Below are 13,907 nucleotides of genomic sequence, written 5' to 3' on the forward strand. Positions count from 1 at the left end.
ACTATATTACTATAAGTATGGATAATACACTTTAAAGTTTTTAGTTCGCTTTTCTGTAAGCTAAAGGAGAGCAGCCTATATTTTTTTTGAAAAGTCGGGTGAAATAAAATGGATCTTGGAATCCTAATTTAAAACTGATTTCTTTAATGCTTAAATCAGTGAATTTTAGATATTCGCAGGCTTTTTGTGTTTTTTTTAGATTAAAAAATTGAATTAGCGAATAACCCGTTTGTTTTTTAAACGTATTTAGTACATAGCTATTGGAATAATTAAAACGTTCAGCAATATCTTTTGTCTTTAACGTTTTGTCTAGGTTTTGGCTTAAATAACCTTTAATTTTTTCCACGAGGGTATTAGAGAATACAGGATTATTCTTTTCAATATCTGCATACAATAAAGAGGAAATAAAATTGAGTCCTAAAAGATTGGCATATTCCAAATAGGATAGGGCATGTTCATTTTTAATTAACGTATATACCTGATTAAATTGGCCAATTCTATCTTCTGTGTAGGCTGCTACTGGATTTTTACAAGATAAATTTTGAAACTTTCTAAAAATACCTAGGGCTAAATCGCCATTAAAATGCATCCAATATATGCTCCAAGGTTTTTTTGAATCCGCTTCATAAATATGCGCCACATTTTTTGGCAAAACGCAAAACGTGTTAGCGCTTAATTGTGTTTTGTAATTCTTATATTCTATTGAGCCAAAACCGTCTGTACAATATATTAATATGTATTCCTCAGCGCCTTTTTTTCTATGTACATAATGGCCATGAGCTTTTGGATAGTAGCCAATATCCGTAATATAAAAGCTTTTGGAAAGTAGATTCTCTTTTAGTTCTTTTTGTATAGGTTTTGGAAGAACTATCATTTTTTGCCCTAGAAAACCATGGTTGGATGTTTTTTTGGTATTTATCAATTTAAAATAGGGTATTAGCAGTTGGCCTTAGTCGTAACTAGACATTTTTTTGTTAAACTAAGTTATATAATGTAGACCAAAAAGAAAAGTACAGCATTGCTGTCCTTTTCTTATGTAATACTAAGTGGTGAATCTTTTAGCCAGTGTACTTGGCTAAAAGTGCTTCAGCTGTTTTTTCTACCTTAATTTGGCCTAACTTAGATAGGTTTTTAGTGCTCTTATCCCATTTTTTGCCGCTTAAACCAGCAGCAGCCCTTAGGTCTGCCAATGGCATTTCTCCCTTTGGTTTAAGAATGTCTATAATAGCTTTCTCCTCGTCAGTAAGTTCTACTTTTTTCTTTTCTGGTCGCATTTGCGGAAAGAAAAGAACTTCTTGTATAGAAGAATTATTGGTCATTAACATGACCAAACGGTCTATGCCTATACCTATACCAGATGTAGGTGGCATACCGTACTCTAAAGCACGTAAGAAGTCTTGGTCAATAAACATAGCCTCATCGTCACCTTTTTCAGAAAGCTTCAATTGGTCCTCAAAACGTTCTCTTTGGTCAATAGGATCATTCAACTCAGAATACGCATTGGCTAATTCTTTACCATTTACCATAAGCTCAAAACGTTCTGTTAATCCAGGTTTACTTCTATGTGCTTTAGTAAGCGGGCTCATTTCTTTTGGGTAGTCTGTAATAAATGTAGGTTGTATGTAATGATGCTCGCATTTTTCACCAAAAATCTCATCAATTAATTTACCAACGCCCATGGTATCATCCACTTCCAAGCCTAGATTTTTAGCAGTTTCTCTAAGCTTGGCCTCGTCCATTCCAGAAACATCTATACCCGTGTGTTCTTTAATAGCATCTAAAATAGGAACACGCGCATAAGGAGCCTTAAATTCAATTTGGTTTTCACCAACGGTTACTTTTGTACTCCCGTTGGCATCTAAAGCAATTTTTTCTAACAATTGCTCGGTGGTATCCATCATCCAATTGTAATCCTTGTAGGCAACGTATAATTCCATTACCGTAAATTCCGGATTATGGGTGCGGTCCATTCCTTCGTTTCTAAAATCCTTAGCAAACTCGTAAACACCATCAAAACCACCAACAATCAATCGTTTTAGGTATAATTCGTTAGCAATTCTTAGGTATAGTGGAATATTTAATGCGTTATGATGCGTTAAAAACGGTCTTGCCGCTGCACCACCTGGAATGGGTTGTAAAATTGGGGTCTCTACCTCTAGATACCCTTTTGCATTATAAAATTCACGTATACTATTGGTAATTTTTGTTCTTTTGATAAAGGTCTCTTTAACCTTTGGGTTTACCACTAAATCTACGTACCTCTGGCGGTAACGCATTTCGGGGTCGTTAAACTCATCATATACATTGCCTTCTGCATCGGCTTTTGGTAAAGGTAAAGGTCTTAAGGCTTTGCTTAATAAGGTGAAATTTTTGACCATTACAGTTTTTTCACCAACTTGGGTGGTAAACAACTCCCCCTCAACACCAATAATATCACCTATATCTAGCAGTTTTTTGTAAACTTCATTATACAGGTTTTTATCTTCGCCCGGACAAATTTCATCACGGTTAAAATATACTTGAATTCTTCCAGCACTGTCTTGTAATTCTGCAAAAGAAGCTTTTCCTTGAATTCTTCTACTCATTAGACGTCCGGAAATAACCACTTTTTTACCCTCTTGATAGTTTTCCTTAACCTGTTTAGAGGTGTGGTCTACTGGGTATAGGGCGGCAGGATAGGGGTCAATGCCTAATGCTCTAAGTTTGCCTAATTTTTCTCTACGTACTAATTCTTGCTCTGACAGTTGCATGGGCTAAAAAAATTAAAGCGCAAAATTACACTTTTGCGCTTTAATATCATGAACATATTATAATCTGTTTGTTGTGTGGTTAGGAACATATTTTTGGTGACTTATAATGGCTAATAGGTCTGCTTCCCAAGATAAAATAGGTGTTTCTACAATGCGGTTCAATTCTTGTTTGTTTTCTATTACAATTAAAGTGGGGACTCTTTTAAGGTTGTAAACGGTTGCTTTACCATCAGGGCTCGTCTTATAAAATTCTTTTCTGCCGTCTACTGCTATTAGTTCTAATTGGTTTTTTGGAAAATTGAGTTGTTGTAGTAATTTCAAAATTTTTGGTACTTCTCTTTTACTATCCCCACACCAAGTACCCATGAATAGCAAGATTTTTTTATGGGTAATTTTTTCTGCTATTTGCGGAATAAGGGATTGGTCTATGCTAGCTTTTTTAAAATTAGGTGTAAACCAGTTTTTATACGGTGCTGCTTCTAAATGCTCTTGGGTTATTTTTCCCAACAAGAATGGTGTTCCGCTTTTGAATCGTAATTCGGTTTGGGCGTTTAGGTTGATGATAAAAAAGAGCGTAAGACTTGTAAAAAATAGATTTTTCATGATGTTTTGGATTTTTAGGCCAAAATCACTCTAAATCCTTTTTGTTTGAAGCTTTAAGGGGTTGAGATAGGGTCTAGACCCCCGGTTGAAATTTAATCAGACAGGTATTTGCTTAGCATTTCTCGGTCTGTAATACCCAGTTTTTTATAGATGTTGTTTATGTGGGTTTTTACGGTGCTTAAGCTTATAAAAAAATCTTTGGCAATTTCTTTATTACTTTTTTTAGCTGCCATTGCCTTAGCAATTTTAAGTTCTTGTGGGGTTAGTATTGCTGTTAGGTAAGCCCTAGATGAAGTTCTTTTAGTTCTGCGATATAAAATAAATACAACCAATAGCCCCCCAACTATACTTAGAACAATCCAAAAAACATTAAGTGTGGTGTAAGTATCTGCGGCTACCAAGCCAAGTGAAGCCAATTTTTGATTGATTTGCTTATTAAAATTGGAGTCTAAAGTGGTGGGTTTGGCTGTTTTAAATAGCGGTTTTTTAGTTTGATTTTCTTTTAAAAAACTCTTGTAAGCATCATAGGTTTCTGCAGTTGGGTCACCCAAATAAAATAAGATATAAGCATCTAAAAGCGGTTCGTTTTGTGCCTGGGCAAATTCATGAAATTTGGTAAACCACTGGTTAAGTTTTAATTGCTTTTCAGCAGAAGTCTCTTTGCCCGAAAAATCATGTATAAACTCATTTTTCAATGCCTCAAAATCCAGAAACCCTTTTGCTATTGGATTGGTACCTTCTATGCTGCAAAAGGCTTCACCAAAATCAGACATCGGAAAGTGTAGACTGTCCTTATTTTTTGCTAAAAATAAAATTGATTTGGTGTCTTCGCAGGCTTGCATAAAATGTTTGTTGCCAACAGTGTCATTACAAGTATCTATATGTAAGCGTAAAAGACTATTGTACTTAGGGAGTTGGTTGCCACTAAACTCAAAATCACCTAAGCTATCCGTTGTGGTTTGTTGTATAATTTGGTCTAGATATACTCTTTCTGTCTTGTTTAAATCGTTTATAAGCGATAGGTATATGTTTTTGTTTTTAAATCTATCGGTCACAGAACCTTTAAACTGATATTGCCCTATGCAAATAGACGGTAAAAGCAAAAAAAGAAGTAGAAATTGGCGCACCCTAACTATTTTTGTAACAAAGAACCCTAAAATACGTCCAATAGGTACATCAATCAAAATAAATCATGAGTTTAATTAGAGTATTATTGGCCATTTTATTTCCGCCATTAGCCGTAATTGGCAAAGGATGTGGGTCTTTTTTAATTGTATTGTTATTAACCTTTTGTGGATGGGTGCCCGGGGTAATCGCGGCGCTGGTTATACTAAATAATCCAAACTAAATAATAATGAAAACAGCTAAATCGGTTTTGGCCATTCTTGTAACAGTGCTATTTGTAGCCTGTAATTTTACGGAAGAAATATATCTTAATGAGGACGGCTCTGGAAAGCTGAATATTGGATTTGATGGGAGCGAAATGATGAGTATGATACCCTCAGATTCCGTAAGAACTGGAGAGGTTATGGATTCTACCATTGTATTTAAAGATTTAATAAAAGAGAAAAAAGATAGTATTGCAACCCTTAGCCCTAAAGAGCAAGAGGAGTTAATGCGTTTGGAGCCCTTTAGCTTACGTATGCAAATGAACGATGCTGAGGGGTTAATGAGGTTTGATATGTTTGGAGATTTTCAAAAAATCTCTCAAATGAACGATGCTTTTAATGCCTTCCAGAGTGCAAGTACGGTTGGTCCGTCTGCAGGGTCCAAACCTATGCCCAAACAAGCTGATGGTAGCGCAACAAAGGTGGACTATTCTTTTAAGAGAAATACGTTCAAAAGAACAGCTAAAATAGTAGACCAAGCATTATTTAACCAAAGTGTAGATAGTTTGGCAAGCGCAGAGATGTTTTTGGGTGGTTCTACTTATACTTTTAAATACCATTTTCCAAGACGGATTAAAAGCACAAATTTAGATGAGGCTACCTTTTCTATGGATGGAAAAACCTTAATCTACGAAGCTAATTTTCTAGAAATGCTTAAAGACCCAGAATCTATACAGATAGAGGTAGAACTAGAAGACTAGATTGCCTATTTTGTATCTTTGTGGCATGAATAAAAAGGTGTACTTAGAGGATTTAGGGCAGAAGGACTACAAAGAAACTTGGGATTACCAAGAATCGCTATTTAAAAATATTGTAGATGTAAAGATTAAAAATAGAAGGGAAGATGCAGGGCTAGAAACCCCAAATCATTTTCTACTTGTAGAGCATCCACATGTTTATACCCTAGGTAAAAGTGGCGATATGGCCAATCTTTTGGTAGATGAAAAAATTCTGGAAGAAAAAGGTGCTACATTCTATAAAATTAATAGGGGAGGAGATATTACCTATCACGGCCCCGGACAAGTGGTGGGTTATCCCATTTTAGACCTTGATAATTTCTTTACCGATATACACAAATACCTCCGTTTTTTAGAGGAGATGGTGATTCTTACTTTGGCCGAATACGGATTGAAAGCGGAACGCTCAGAAGGGGAAACTGGCGTTTGGTTAGATGTTGGTACTCCGTTTGCACGTAAAATATGCGCCATGGGCGTACGAGCCAGCCGTTGGGTTACTATGCACGGATTTGCTTTAAACGTAAATGCGGATTTAGGGTATTTTGATTTGATGATTCCCTGTGGAATTAAAGATAAGGCCGTTACTTCTTTAAATGTGGAACTGGGCAAAAAAGAGGTGGATATGGACGAGGTGAAGGAAAAACTTTTAAAGCATTTTGCTGCACTTTTTGAGGCGGAAATGATAAAAGAAAAAACCTCGGTGTGAGACGAGGTTTTTTTATAGGTTTCAAACTTTTAATATTCCAGATTGAAATAATCCAGTACTTCATAATAATTGTTAGGGTCTATGCCATCGCTCTTCATTTTAGCCAGAATTGTATTTGAATCGGATTTTCCTGTGGTTGTTGAGCTCGATGATATTATGACGATTTTTAACTCGTCAAAGTAACCTTGATTGATTTCCACGATAGCTCCTGTTTGTCTTGAATAAAAATATATATTAATGAAACCCTCTCTAAGTTCCACTTCCACTGAAAGTGTATATGCGATACCAGGTATTGGATACCAAAGACCATTAACGCCGTCTGCATATAAATATGCTAATATTGCGTCATCTCTTAATACATTATCGGTCAATTCTTCAAAAGGTATTTCAAACTTTTCTCCTGAATAAGTTAAAATATTAAAGTTATATGTATTCACATTGGTATTCCCATCCTGGCCATTGGTCCCGTCTTGGCCATCTTCTCCATCTTGTCCGTTCGTGCCGTCCTGACCATTTTGTCCATCAGTACCATCGTTTCCGTCCTGACCTGGCTCTCCTTGGTCCCCTTTAGGACCTTGGATGCCCTGGGGTCCTTGAGGTCCGACCGCGCCATCAATACCATCCTCGACAGAGCATGAAACAATGAATAAGGCACTAAATGCCAGCAGTAATAGTTTACTATTTAAAATTTTAGTTTTCATTTTCGTGTATTTATAAGTTTTTACATAGCGAGAAACTTGTGTATTGCAGTATTACTCGAACTCAACATTAAAATTTATATATAATCCAGAACCATCTATTTCAAGAAATGGCAATATGAGTGGCTCTCCTTCGGTTTCACTGAAATCGAGAAAGGTGCCACCTGTAAGAATAGTTCCATCCATTTCAACATACTGGATTTGAGGATCGATGGCTGAAACGTCTGAACCAGAAGGAAAAGAGAAGGTTATTGAATTGTTGCTATCACTTATATTTCCATAAACATCTTCATCTATTGGATTGAATTCTGAAGCGGCATCAAGAATGGCCCAATTGAATATTTCGCTTAAGTTTCTTGAGGTAAAGTTTTCTTCAACTGAAACCAAATAAGATTTTGCCGTACCGTCTTCTGCTGTAATGGTATAGGTTACTGGCACTGTAAAATCTTGAGGCCCTTTGGGACTATAATCCGCCCCTTCTGAAACGCTTATTACTGGTGTCAAGGCTTCGGCTACATTTAATGGAAATATTGCTGCGTTAAGATTGGTGCCATCAATTTCAGCAGTGACATCAACGATTAATCGTTCGGGTTGATCTTCCGCAAGAAATTGAAAAGACAACATCTCGTTCTCACCACTTAAAACTTCTGGTTGTGGTTCTTCATTTTTTGAACAAGCCGTAAAAATGAGCAATAGGGCTCCCGTGCAAATACTTGCTTTTACATTTTTCATGATAATAAAATTTAGATGATTGTTATTTTAGAAAGGCGTTATTAAAATTTCGACACGCCTGTTTTTTTGTTTGTTTTCATCGGTAGTATTCGGTACCAAAGGTTTGCCTTCGCCATAGCCGTTTTCTTTCCATTTAAAGGCCACTTCACCCAATTCTTGTTTGAGTATTTTGGCCACACTTGCCGCTCTTTTTTTAGAGAGGGTCATGTTGTTTTGAGTGGAGCCTACATTATCAGTATGTCCATCAACTGAAATTGTGCCTTTGGGAATGTTTTTAATTTGTGTTGCTAAGGCTTTTACAGCAGCTACACCTTCAGGCTTGAGTTCAAATTTTCCGGTATCAAACAAAACGGCACTGTCCAAACTCAATCGTAATGCCCCACCAATGGTGGCTACGGCATCAATATCGGCACCGGGCACCGCGCTGTAGGTATCCAAATCGGTAAACCGAACGTAGTTGAACGTATCTCCGGGATTTATGAAAGGTTCAATGTCGATTTGGGCCGTGCCGCCTTCAATTTTACCGATATCCACCCAGTTTTGTCCATCTTTAGAAATTTCTAAAAGTGTTGGTTCTATGGCACCTACTTCAAAGACAAAAAGATCGGGTCCGTTGACATCAATAAGCACATTGTCAACAAATTGAAAAGTCAACATGCCTTTGGTACCCAAGTTGCACATTTTGCTATAATCTTGTAACCTGCGGTCGTAATCGGGTTCGTTTAAAGCGGCATTCGGATTGGCCGAACTTGCCCCATCGCCCCTGTCAAAAGAAATTACCTGATCGGCAAAAGAAAGTTTGCCTAGTGGTAGAAATACATAATCGTCATGGTCGGAAAGATATACTTCACTCAGGCCATCCTTATCACTGTACCAACTTGGGTTTTCTTTATAAAACTTGGTTTCTGCCCTTTTGCAATTGGCCAAGAACTTTTTGGCAACTGCCACTTGCTTTTTCTTTTGGGCCTTCATGCGTTCGGTAAACTTTTCAGAAACCGAAGCCTTTTTCAATTGTTGTTCAATCTCTTCGGATAGATTGCCTTTTGCTAATTCTTTAGCCTCACTGGCCGTTTTTGGGTGAATTTGGGCTGGTGTTTCCTTCAGCATTTGATATTCCTCTTCGGTTACCTCCATGAGTTCAGCCAATTGGGAATCATCAAGTTCTTGAAGTACCATTTGCTGTTTGTTTTCTTCAATAAACTTTTCGATGATGAGGTAGAACTCTTCTTTTCTTAATTCCGCTTCAATGTAGGAGATGTCAACCACCCCATCGGCCCGCAGAAATTCTTGAGGTATTCGTTTCAAAGACTCTCGAATGGCATAGCGCAGACTGTCTTTTCTTTTCTTCTCCAAATTTGACTTTCGAAAGATGAACTTTAACTCTTCCAAAGGTGCCACGGTCTTGGACTTTGTCTTTTTCAACTCATCGATAAAAGCGTATGCTTTTTGTCGTAATCGGTTACCTTCAGACCCTTCAAACTTGTTTTCTTTTTTCAAGACATCCATTTCTGCTTTGTAAGCAAAAAGCTGATCGGATTCATCGGAATCAAGCCCAAAAAACGTTTTGAACAAAGGCTTTAATTCTTCGGGGTCCACGTCGAATTTAGATTGCTCCTTATCATCTTCCTCGACTTTGGGAATTTCATCCCATTCAGGTTCGGCTGCCTTTTTTTGGGCCAGAAAATCTTCTTCAATAAACACGGTGCCAACCTCAGTTTTGTCCTCAGCATTGGTATCATGAGAATTTCTGGCGTTTCTATTTGAATTCCTATCGTGTTCTCTTGCTTTCGATACTTCTAAATCGCTTTGGTTTTCTTTTTCTTTGGATGAATTTGAGTTGCAGGATGCTAAAGCAAATGTCAAAACTAAAAGAGCCAGATAAAGGGAGATGTAATTTCTATTTATAGGTAGCATAGCGTGTCTTCATGAATTCGTAATAGATAAAGCCATATTTATTGTACCAATTATCTTCTCCCAGCATGCGTTCACATTTATTTATCTCCATGAGATTCTTGTACAATAATTTGGTGATTTGCTCATGCTTGTCTTTATAGGACTGGTCAAACTTTTTCATTGACTTCATAATCTTTATTCTTTTGTTTTTCCAGGCCAATGAACCGACTCCACTGGAGCTTGAAAAATTATCACCGAACGAAAGACCGAAATCTGTGACCTTTTTGTTGTATTTGCCTATTTTTGAGAGTTTTTCAAGACTGTACCTTCTTTTATGAAGTTCTTTGTACGCCTTTTTTAAACATATACAACCTTCACTCTTCCTGTCGTTACTACTGTTCGATGTTTGCCTTCTTCCACTATCTATATCTGACGTATTGTTTTGGCCTGGCCTATTTTCTTCCCCTTGGCTTCCTTCACTCAAATTTGTGTTTTCACCCTCTTTGGGCAGACCTTTATCATCAATATTGGCTTCAATTTCATTCATGATATATTCTTGGTCATCAACACGTTCAGGGTCAATTTGTTTTGGGGCATGTGGGTAATCGCCATAATCAAGTAGATGCCCATCCTTGTCATACTTAGGCATTCTAGTGTAAGTGCCAGAAGAGCCGTTGCTTTCTACAAAAACATTTTCTTCAGGCATCCAGTTCGGATCGTATTTTAATGGTGCGTCAGGATAGTCTCCCGGATTTTTGAGATTACCATTTTCATCATATTTTGGGAGCCTTCTATAATCACCGGATGATGACTCGCCAGTAAATGGATTTTCAGCAGGTTCCCAATTTGGGTCGTATTTGATAGGTGCATCAGGAAAATCACCTGAGTTTTTCAAATTACCATATTCATCATATTTCGGTAATCTTCTGTATGTACCGGTACTCCCTTCACTTTCAACAAAAACATTTTCTTCAGGCACCCAGTTTGGGTCATATTTTACGGGCGCATCAGGATAATCGCCTGAATTCTTTAGGTTGCCGTTTTCATCATATTTGGGGAGTCTTCTATAGGTTTCAGAAGACGATTCTCCAGTAAACGGATTTTCATTATTGGGTTCTTTGGCTTCATAATTACTTGACGAAATCATTTCTGTACCCCCACTATTTTCGCGTTGGTTCGAGGAGCTTGAATTTTCTGAATCGTAATCCATACCATCTTCTGAAAATGTATTTTCACTTTTGCCTCCTTCTTTATACTTGTCATCTTGGGAACCATCTTTTTTATTCTGTTCAAAATCACCATCCATGGAGCCGCCCTCACTTGCATTGGCAGTGGCTATACAGCTAGATGGTAAGGAGGGTTGACCTGCTGGGCTAAGCTCAGGTTCAAATTCTATGTCCTCTTCTGATAAGAGATCTTCTTCATCTTTTTTATCTTTATCGTATTCATCTTCTATTGCCTCTCTTATTTTTTTGTTACTGTTATTTATAAGTTCCTGCATTTGAGGAGTTTGCCTAGAATTGTTTAAAGAGTTGCCGTGCGGTAAAACTTTGCCTGCATGGAGTGAACAAAGACTAAAAAACATTAAGATAATACTTAGTGTGTTCCTATTCTTTCGGAATATTATAAAAAACAATAACCCGATTATGATAATGGCTAGAGCGATAAGAATAAAAGCTAGGCTTTTAGTTGTGAAAATTGATGTGGTTTTATCAGTTTCTAAAGTTTGAGAATCACTGTCATTTATTGAGGGTTGCTTAGTGCTGATATCAACAAATAAGTTGCTGGTTGGGAAAAGTTCTGGACCTGCAGAAATAGCCACAATGAAAGGGATACCTTTTTCAGCGGCAGAGATGATTATGCCAAATTCCAATGCAGTCCTAAAAACACTTTTGAATTCTCCATTTTTAGTTGAGCCTTGTCTTTGAATATCATCCCAACCCTTTTTGACAATTTTTACATCCAGTTGGTCTCCATTTTCTGTAAAGACCTGTACCATTGTGTTTCGGAGAATATACCCTAAGCTTTTAATGGCAATCCTACTTTCCTCTCCATCCGTTACTCCTGAGAAGTAACGAACGGTAAAATTTTCACCTTCCATTGGAACTGGAAGTTCTTCTTTTACCACAGGAATTTCTTTTTCATCATCAATTGACGGTGGGGTAAAATCTTGTTCGTTTTGTGCGAGAAGGTTTCCGAAAATGGAAAATGTCAACAGGCAAATTGCGATTGTGTATTTTGTCTTCATCATTTTGAGTTTTTAAAGATTGCTTCCATCTCTTTTTTGACATCGGAGAAGGCAATGTTGTTAAAAGAAAGGTCGGTTACCGTGATTTCGGCATCTTTTTGATTGGCTAAAAGCGAGCCCTCATATTGAATGTGCAGGTTTTGCAATTGGGCATTACCTGATGCCATGTCTTCACCTATGGTTACTTGGCCAGCAATACTACCATTGGGGTTGGTTTCAGTTGTTCTTTCATTATAGAGATAAATGGCATGTATTCGTTTGCCATCTTTGCCATGTTGTTTAATCTGAACGGAGGCTTCAAACAATTCTTTTGTGGCTTCGTTAAAGCTGAGGCTCAAATGCTCCTTTCCTGGATTAAGATATTTGGTGAAGGTGAGCGTTAACATTCTTGTGCCTTTGTTCTTGTTGTCCACCAAAACACCTGAAGCTTCGGTATAGCTCCAAGGCGTTCCGTTGATATAACATAGCACATTATCGTTAGGTGTGGCTGCTTGGGTATTTTCCTCGGTTTTTATTTTTGAGGTTGGTCTTTTAGAGGGCTTGTTCTCTTTGCAACCGAAACTGAGTAGTTGTAAGATTCCAAATATGACTAAGACTTTTTTCATGACTATCAATTAAAATATTCCTTTGTATTCCGTTGCGTCCAGAGTGAAAGTAATTGTTCCAATTTCGGTACAGAGCATATGTACTTTCTGCGGTTTTTTCTTAGAAATGTCTACCATGTCCATTTCTAGAGGGATACCTTCAACCAAACTCATCCATTGTGGGTCTATACCTTCTTTTGTGGAATTTTTAATGGACATGTTCTTGAACTTTTCTGGATACGAAAATCCAGTATTTTCTGCCACCCAAACGGTACCGTTAAAATCGGTTCCAGACACCTCATATCCTTTACAGGTGTATTCCAAAATGGTTTTGGCCTGGCCGTTGGGTTTTACCGAAATATCGCTGTAATCGGTATCCTCCATTATTTTGTTGGGAGAAAACTTCATTGAGGTACGAGATTTTTGTCCATTAAGATCCATTAGCGAATGGATTTTGTTTTCGCCTAAATCGATGATGGAATAGATTTTTTCATTCGGCTTCATTTCCATGGTTGTGGCCATAACATCGTCTTCCGCACCAAAAAAATAGGTGATGGGCATTACGTCATTATCTGTAGTGATTTCCATTACGTATTTTGTGTTGAAAGCATAAGCTTTATCGGCCTCAGCCCCCATTTCTATACCGTTGTTTTCTTTTTTGGTAAAAACGCTATCGATGGTTTGGTCGGTTTTTTTTGAGGTTTCGCGTTCAACTCTGCGCTCAATGGTTCTTTCGGCGGCCCTTTGTGCTTTTTTTCCAAGATTCTTCAAAAATTGGGCTTCGGTGGGTAACGTGGGCACTAGAAATAGTAGACACAACGCCAATAGATTTTTGTGAGTTCTCATTTTAGTTTTGTTTTTCAGGTTTTTTAATGCTTTCCGCGAACATTTTTTCCAAGGACACTTTTAGGGAATCTTTTTGCTTTGGGTCCAAGCTTTGGTCATACAAAAGGTACATGGCCCTCATTTTTGATTTTGTTTCAGGGTCCATTTTAGACCTATTTAAAAGATCCTCATAGCTTTTTACATCTTTAAAAGGGTCTTTGGTACCGTCAAGGTCTTCTTCCATATCTCCAAAAAGAGTTCCGAACAGTTTGGCTTGTTCATCCATCAGGTTCATTTCTTTTTTTGGAGTTTCTTTGGTGCCGGAGGATTGTTTTTTATCCTGTGCCATAAGCCCGAAGCAGCACGACAGAATAATTGTCAAACTGAATAAAAGTTGTTTTTTCATCTTCTTAATTTTTACTGTTTTACTTTAATGTATTTCCCTTGTCAGGGTTAACATCCAATTTTTTAAAAGTCGTTCTTTGGATAACCTTGTTTTTGTCCGTGATGATTATTACGTAATCACCATGGTTCAAATGGGTCACATTTAAATAGATTTCTGTGCTGTCCATTTTGGAAAGGTCTCCTTCAAACACCCTTTTCTCATAATCATTTTTCAATTCTATTTGGGAACTATTTTGGTTTCAGTTCAAAACTAGATGAGAAGGAAAAATAGAGTTATCACGTATGTAACAATAGCTTTAACTATTGTAACATGCATAATATATAGTTGAAAATCAATC

15 protein-coding genes are annotated in these 13,907 nt (G+C 37.3%); 3 read left to right on the top strand and 12 right to left on the bottom strand.

The genetic code is table 11. The annotated features are described in order from the left end of the window. Positions 1 to 40: 40 nt before the first annotated feature. The 4 genes from ACXAGS_RS13235 to ACXAGS_RS13250 form a co-directional block, all read right to left on the bottom strand. The gene (locus tag ACXAGS_RS13235) at positions 41 to 874 is read right to left on the bottom strand and encodes an AraC family transcriptional regulator (protein ID WP_474907391.1); all 834 of its coding nucleotides are present in this window, start codon (positions 872 to 874) and stop codon (positions 41 to 43) included. A 184-nt stretch (positions 875 to 1,058) separates the two neighbouring features. After that, complete coding sequence (gene lysS / locus ACXAGS_RS13240) at positions 1,059 to 2,750, bottom strand: lysine--tRNA ligase (RefSeq protein ID WP_474907393.1); 1,692 nt, start codon at positions 2,748 to 2,750, stop codon at positions 1,059 to 1,061. Between the two features lie 57 nt (positions 2,751 to 2,807). Further along, on the bottom strand, positions 2,808 to 3,353 hold the full coding sequence (locus ACXAGS_RS13245; RefSeq protein WP_474907394.1) for a TlpA family protein disulfide reductase: 546 nt from the start codon (positions 3,351 to 3,353) through the stop codon (positions 2,808 to 2,810). Between the two features lie 92 nt (positions 3,354 to 3,445). Beyond that, on the bottom strand, positions 3,446 to 4,408 hold the full coding sequence (locus tag ACXAGS_RS13250; protein ID WP_474907396.1) for a helix-turn-helix transcriptional regulator: 963 nt from the start codon (positions 4,406 to 4,408) through the stop codon (positions 3,446 to 3,448). 137 nt (positions 4,409 to 4,545) lie between these two features. Here ACXAGS_RS13250 and ACXAGS_RS13255 point away from each other — a divergent pair, with 137 nt between their 5' ends. The 3 genes from ACXAGS_RS13255 to lipB are packed head-to-tail and all read left to right on the top strand — an operon-like array spanning position 4,546 to position 6,184. Next, positions 4,546 to 4,701: a YqaE/Pmp3 family membrane protein gene (locus ACXAGS_RS13255; RefSeq protein WP_010518549.1), complete on the top strand. Its 156-nt coding sequence runs from the start codon at positions 4,546 to 4,548 to the stop codon at positions 4,699 to 4,701. A 6-nt stretch (positions 4,702 to 4,707) separates the two neighbouring features. After that, positions 4,708 to 5,442, top strand: a complete 735-nt coding sequence (locus tag ACXAGS_RS13260) for a hypothetical protein (protein ID WP_474907397.1) — start codon at positions 4,708 to 4,710, stop codon at positions 5,440 to 5,442. A gap of 25 nt (positions 5,443 to 5,467) precedes the next feature. Continuing rightward, positions 5,468 to 6,184 carry a lipoyl(octanoyl) transferase LipB gene (lipB, locus tag ACXAGS_RS13265; RefSeq protein ID WP_474907399.1) on the top strand — a complete coding sequence of 239 codons (717 nt, stop codon included), beginning with the start codon at positions 5,468 to 5,470 and terminating at the stop codon, positions 6,182 to 6,184. A gap of 29 nt (positions 6,185 to 6,213) precedes the next feature. Here the strand turns inward: lipB and ACXAGS_RS13270 are convergent, their stop codons facing one another. From ACXAGS_RS13270 to ACXAGS_RS13305, 8 genes are all read right to left on the bottom strand, one after another. Continuing rightward, entirely contained in the window at positions 6,214 to 6,885 is a 672-nt protein-coding gene (locus ACXAGS_RS13270; protein WP_474907401.1) for a hypothetical protein, read from the bottom strand. 51 nt (positions 6,886 to 6,936) lie between these two features. Beyond that, positions 6,937 to 7,575 (bottom strand): hypothetical protein, encoded by a 639-nt coding sequence (locus ACXAGS_RS13275; protein ID WP_474907403.1) that lies wholly within the window; start codon positions 7,573 to 7,575, stop codon positions 6,937 to 6,939. Positions 7,576 to 7,641: 66 nt separating this feature from the next. After that, positions 7,642 to 9,528 (bottom strand): OmpA family protein, encoded by a 1,887-nt coding sequence (locus ACXAGS_RS13280; RefSeq protein ID WP_474907404.1) that lies wholly within the window; start codon positions 9,526 to 9,528, stop codon positions 7,642 to 7,644. Next, positions 9,512 to 11,758 (bottom strand): hypothetical protein, encoded by a 2,247-nt coding sequence (locus ACXAGS_RS13285; RefSeq protein WP_474907406.1) that lies wholly within the window; start codon positions 11,756 to 11,758, stop codon positions 9,512 to 9,514. The genes ACXAGS_RS13280 and ACXAGS_RS13285 overlap by 17 nt, the downstream gene beginning before the upstream one ends. Then, positions 11,755 to 12,360 (bottom strand): hypothetical protein, encoded by a 606-nt coding sequence (locus ACXAGS_RS13290; RefSeq protein WP_474907408.1) that lies wholly within the window; start codon positions 12,358 to 12,360, stop codon positions 11,755 to 11,757. Before ACXAGS_RS13290 ends, ACXAGS_RS13285 begins: the two co-directional genes overlap by 4 nt. 9 nt (positions 12,361 to 12,369) lie before the next feature. Then, positions 12,370 to 13,185, bottom strand: coding sequence for a DUF4412 domain-containing protein (locus ACXAGS_RS13295; RefSeq protein ID WP_474907410.1), 816 nt, complete (start codon positions 13,183 to 13,185; stop codon positions 12,370 to 12,372). A gap of 1 nt (position 13,186) precedes the next feature. Then, positions 13,187 to 13,570, bottom strand: a complete 384-nt coding sequence (locus ACXAGS_RS13300) for a single stranded DNA-binding domain-containing protein (RefSeq protein ID WP_474907412.1) — start codon at positions 13,568 to 13,570, stop codon at positions 13,187 to 13,189. 19 nt (positions 13,571 to 13,589) lie between these two features. Further along, positions 13,590 to 13,784: a hypothetical protein gene (locus ACXAGS_RS13305; RefSeq protein ID WP_474907414.1), complete on the bottom strand. Its 195-nt coding sequence runs from the start codon at positions 13,782 to 13,784 to the stop codon at positions 13,590 to 13,592. Positions 13,785 to 13,907: the final 123 nt, after the last annotated feature.

This window comes from Croceivirga sp. ABH4_376 (assembly GCF_056160685.1).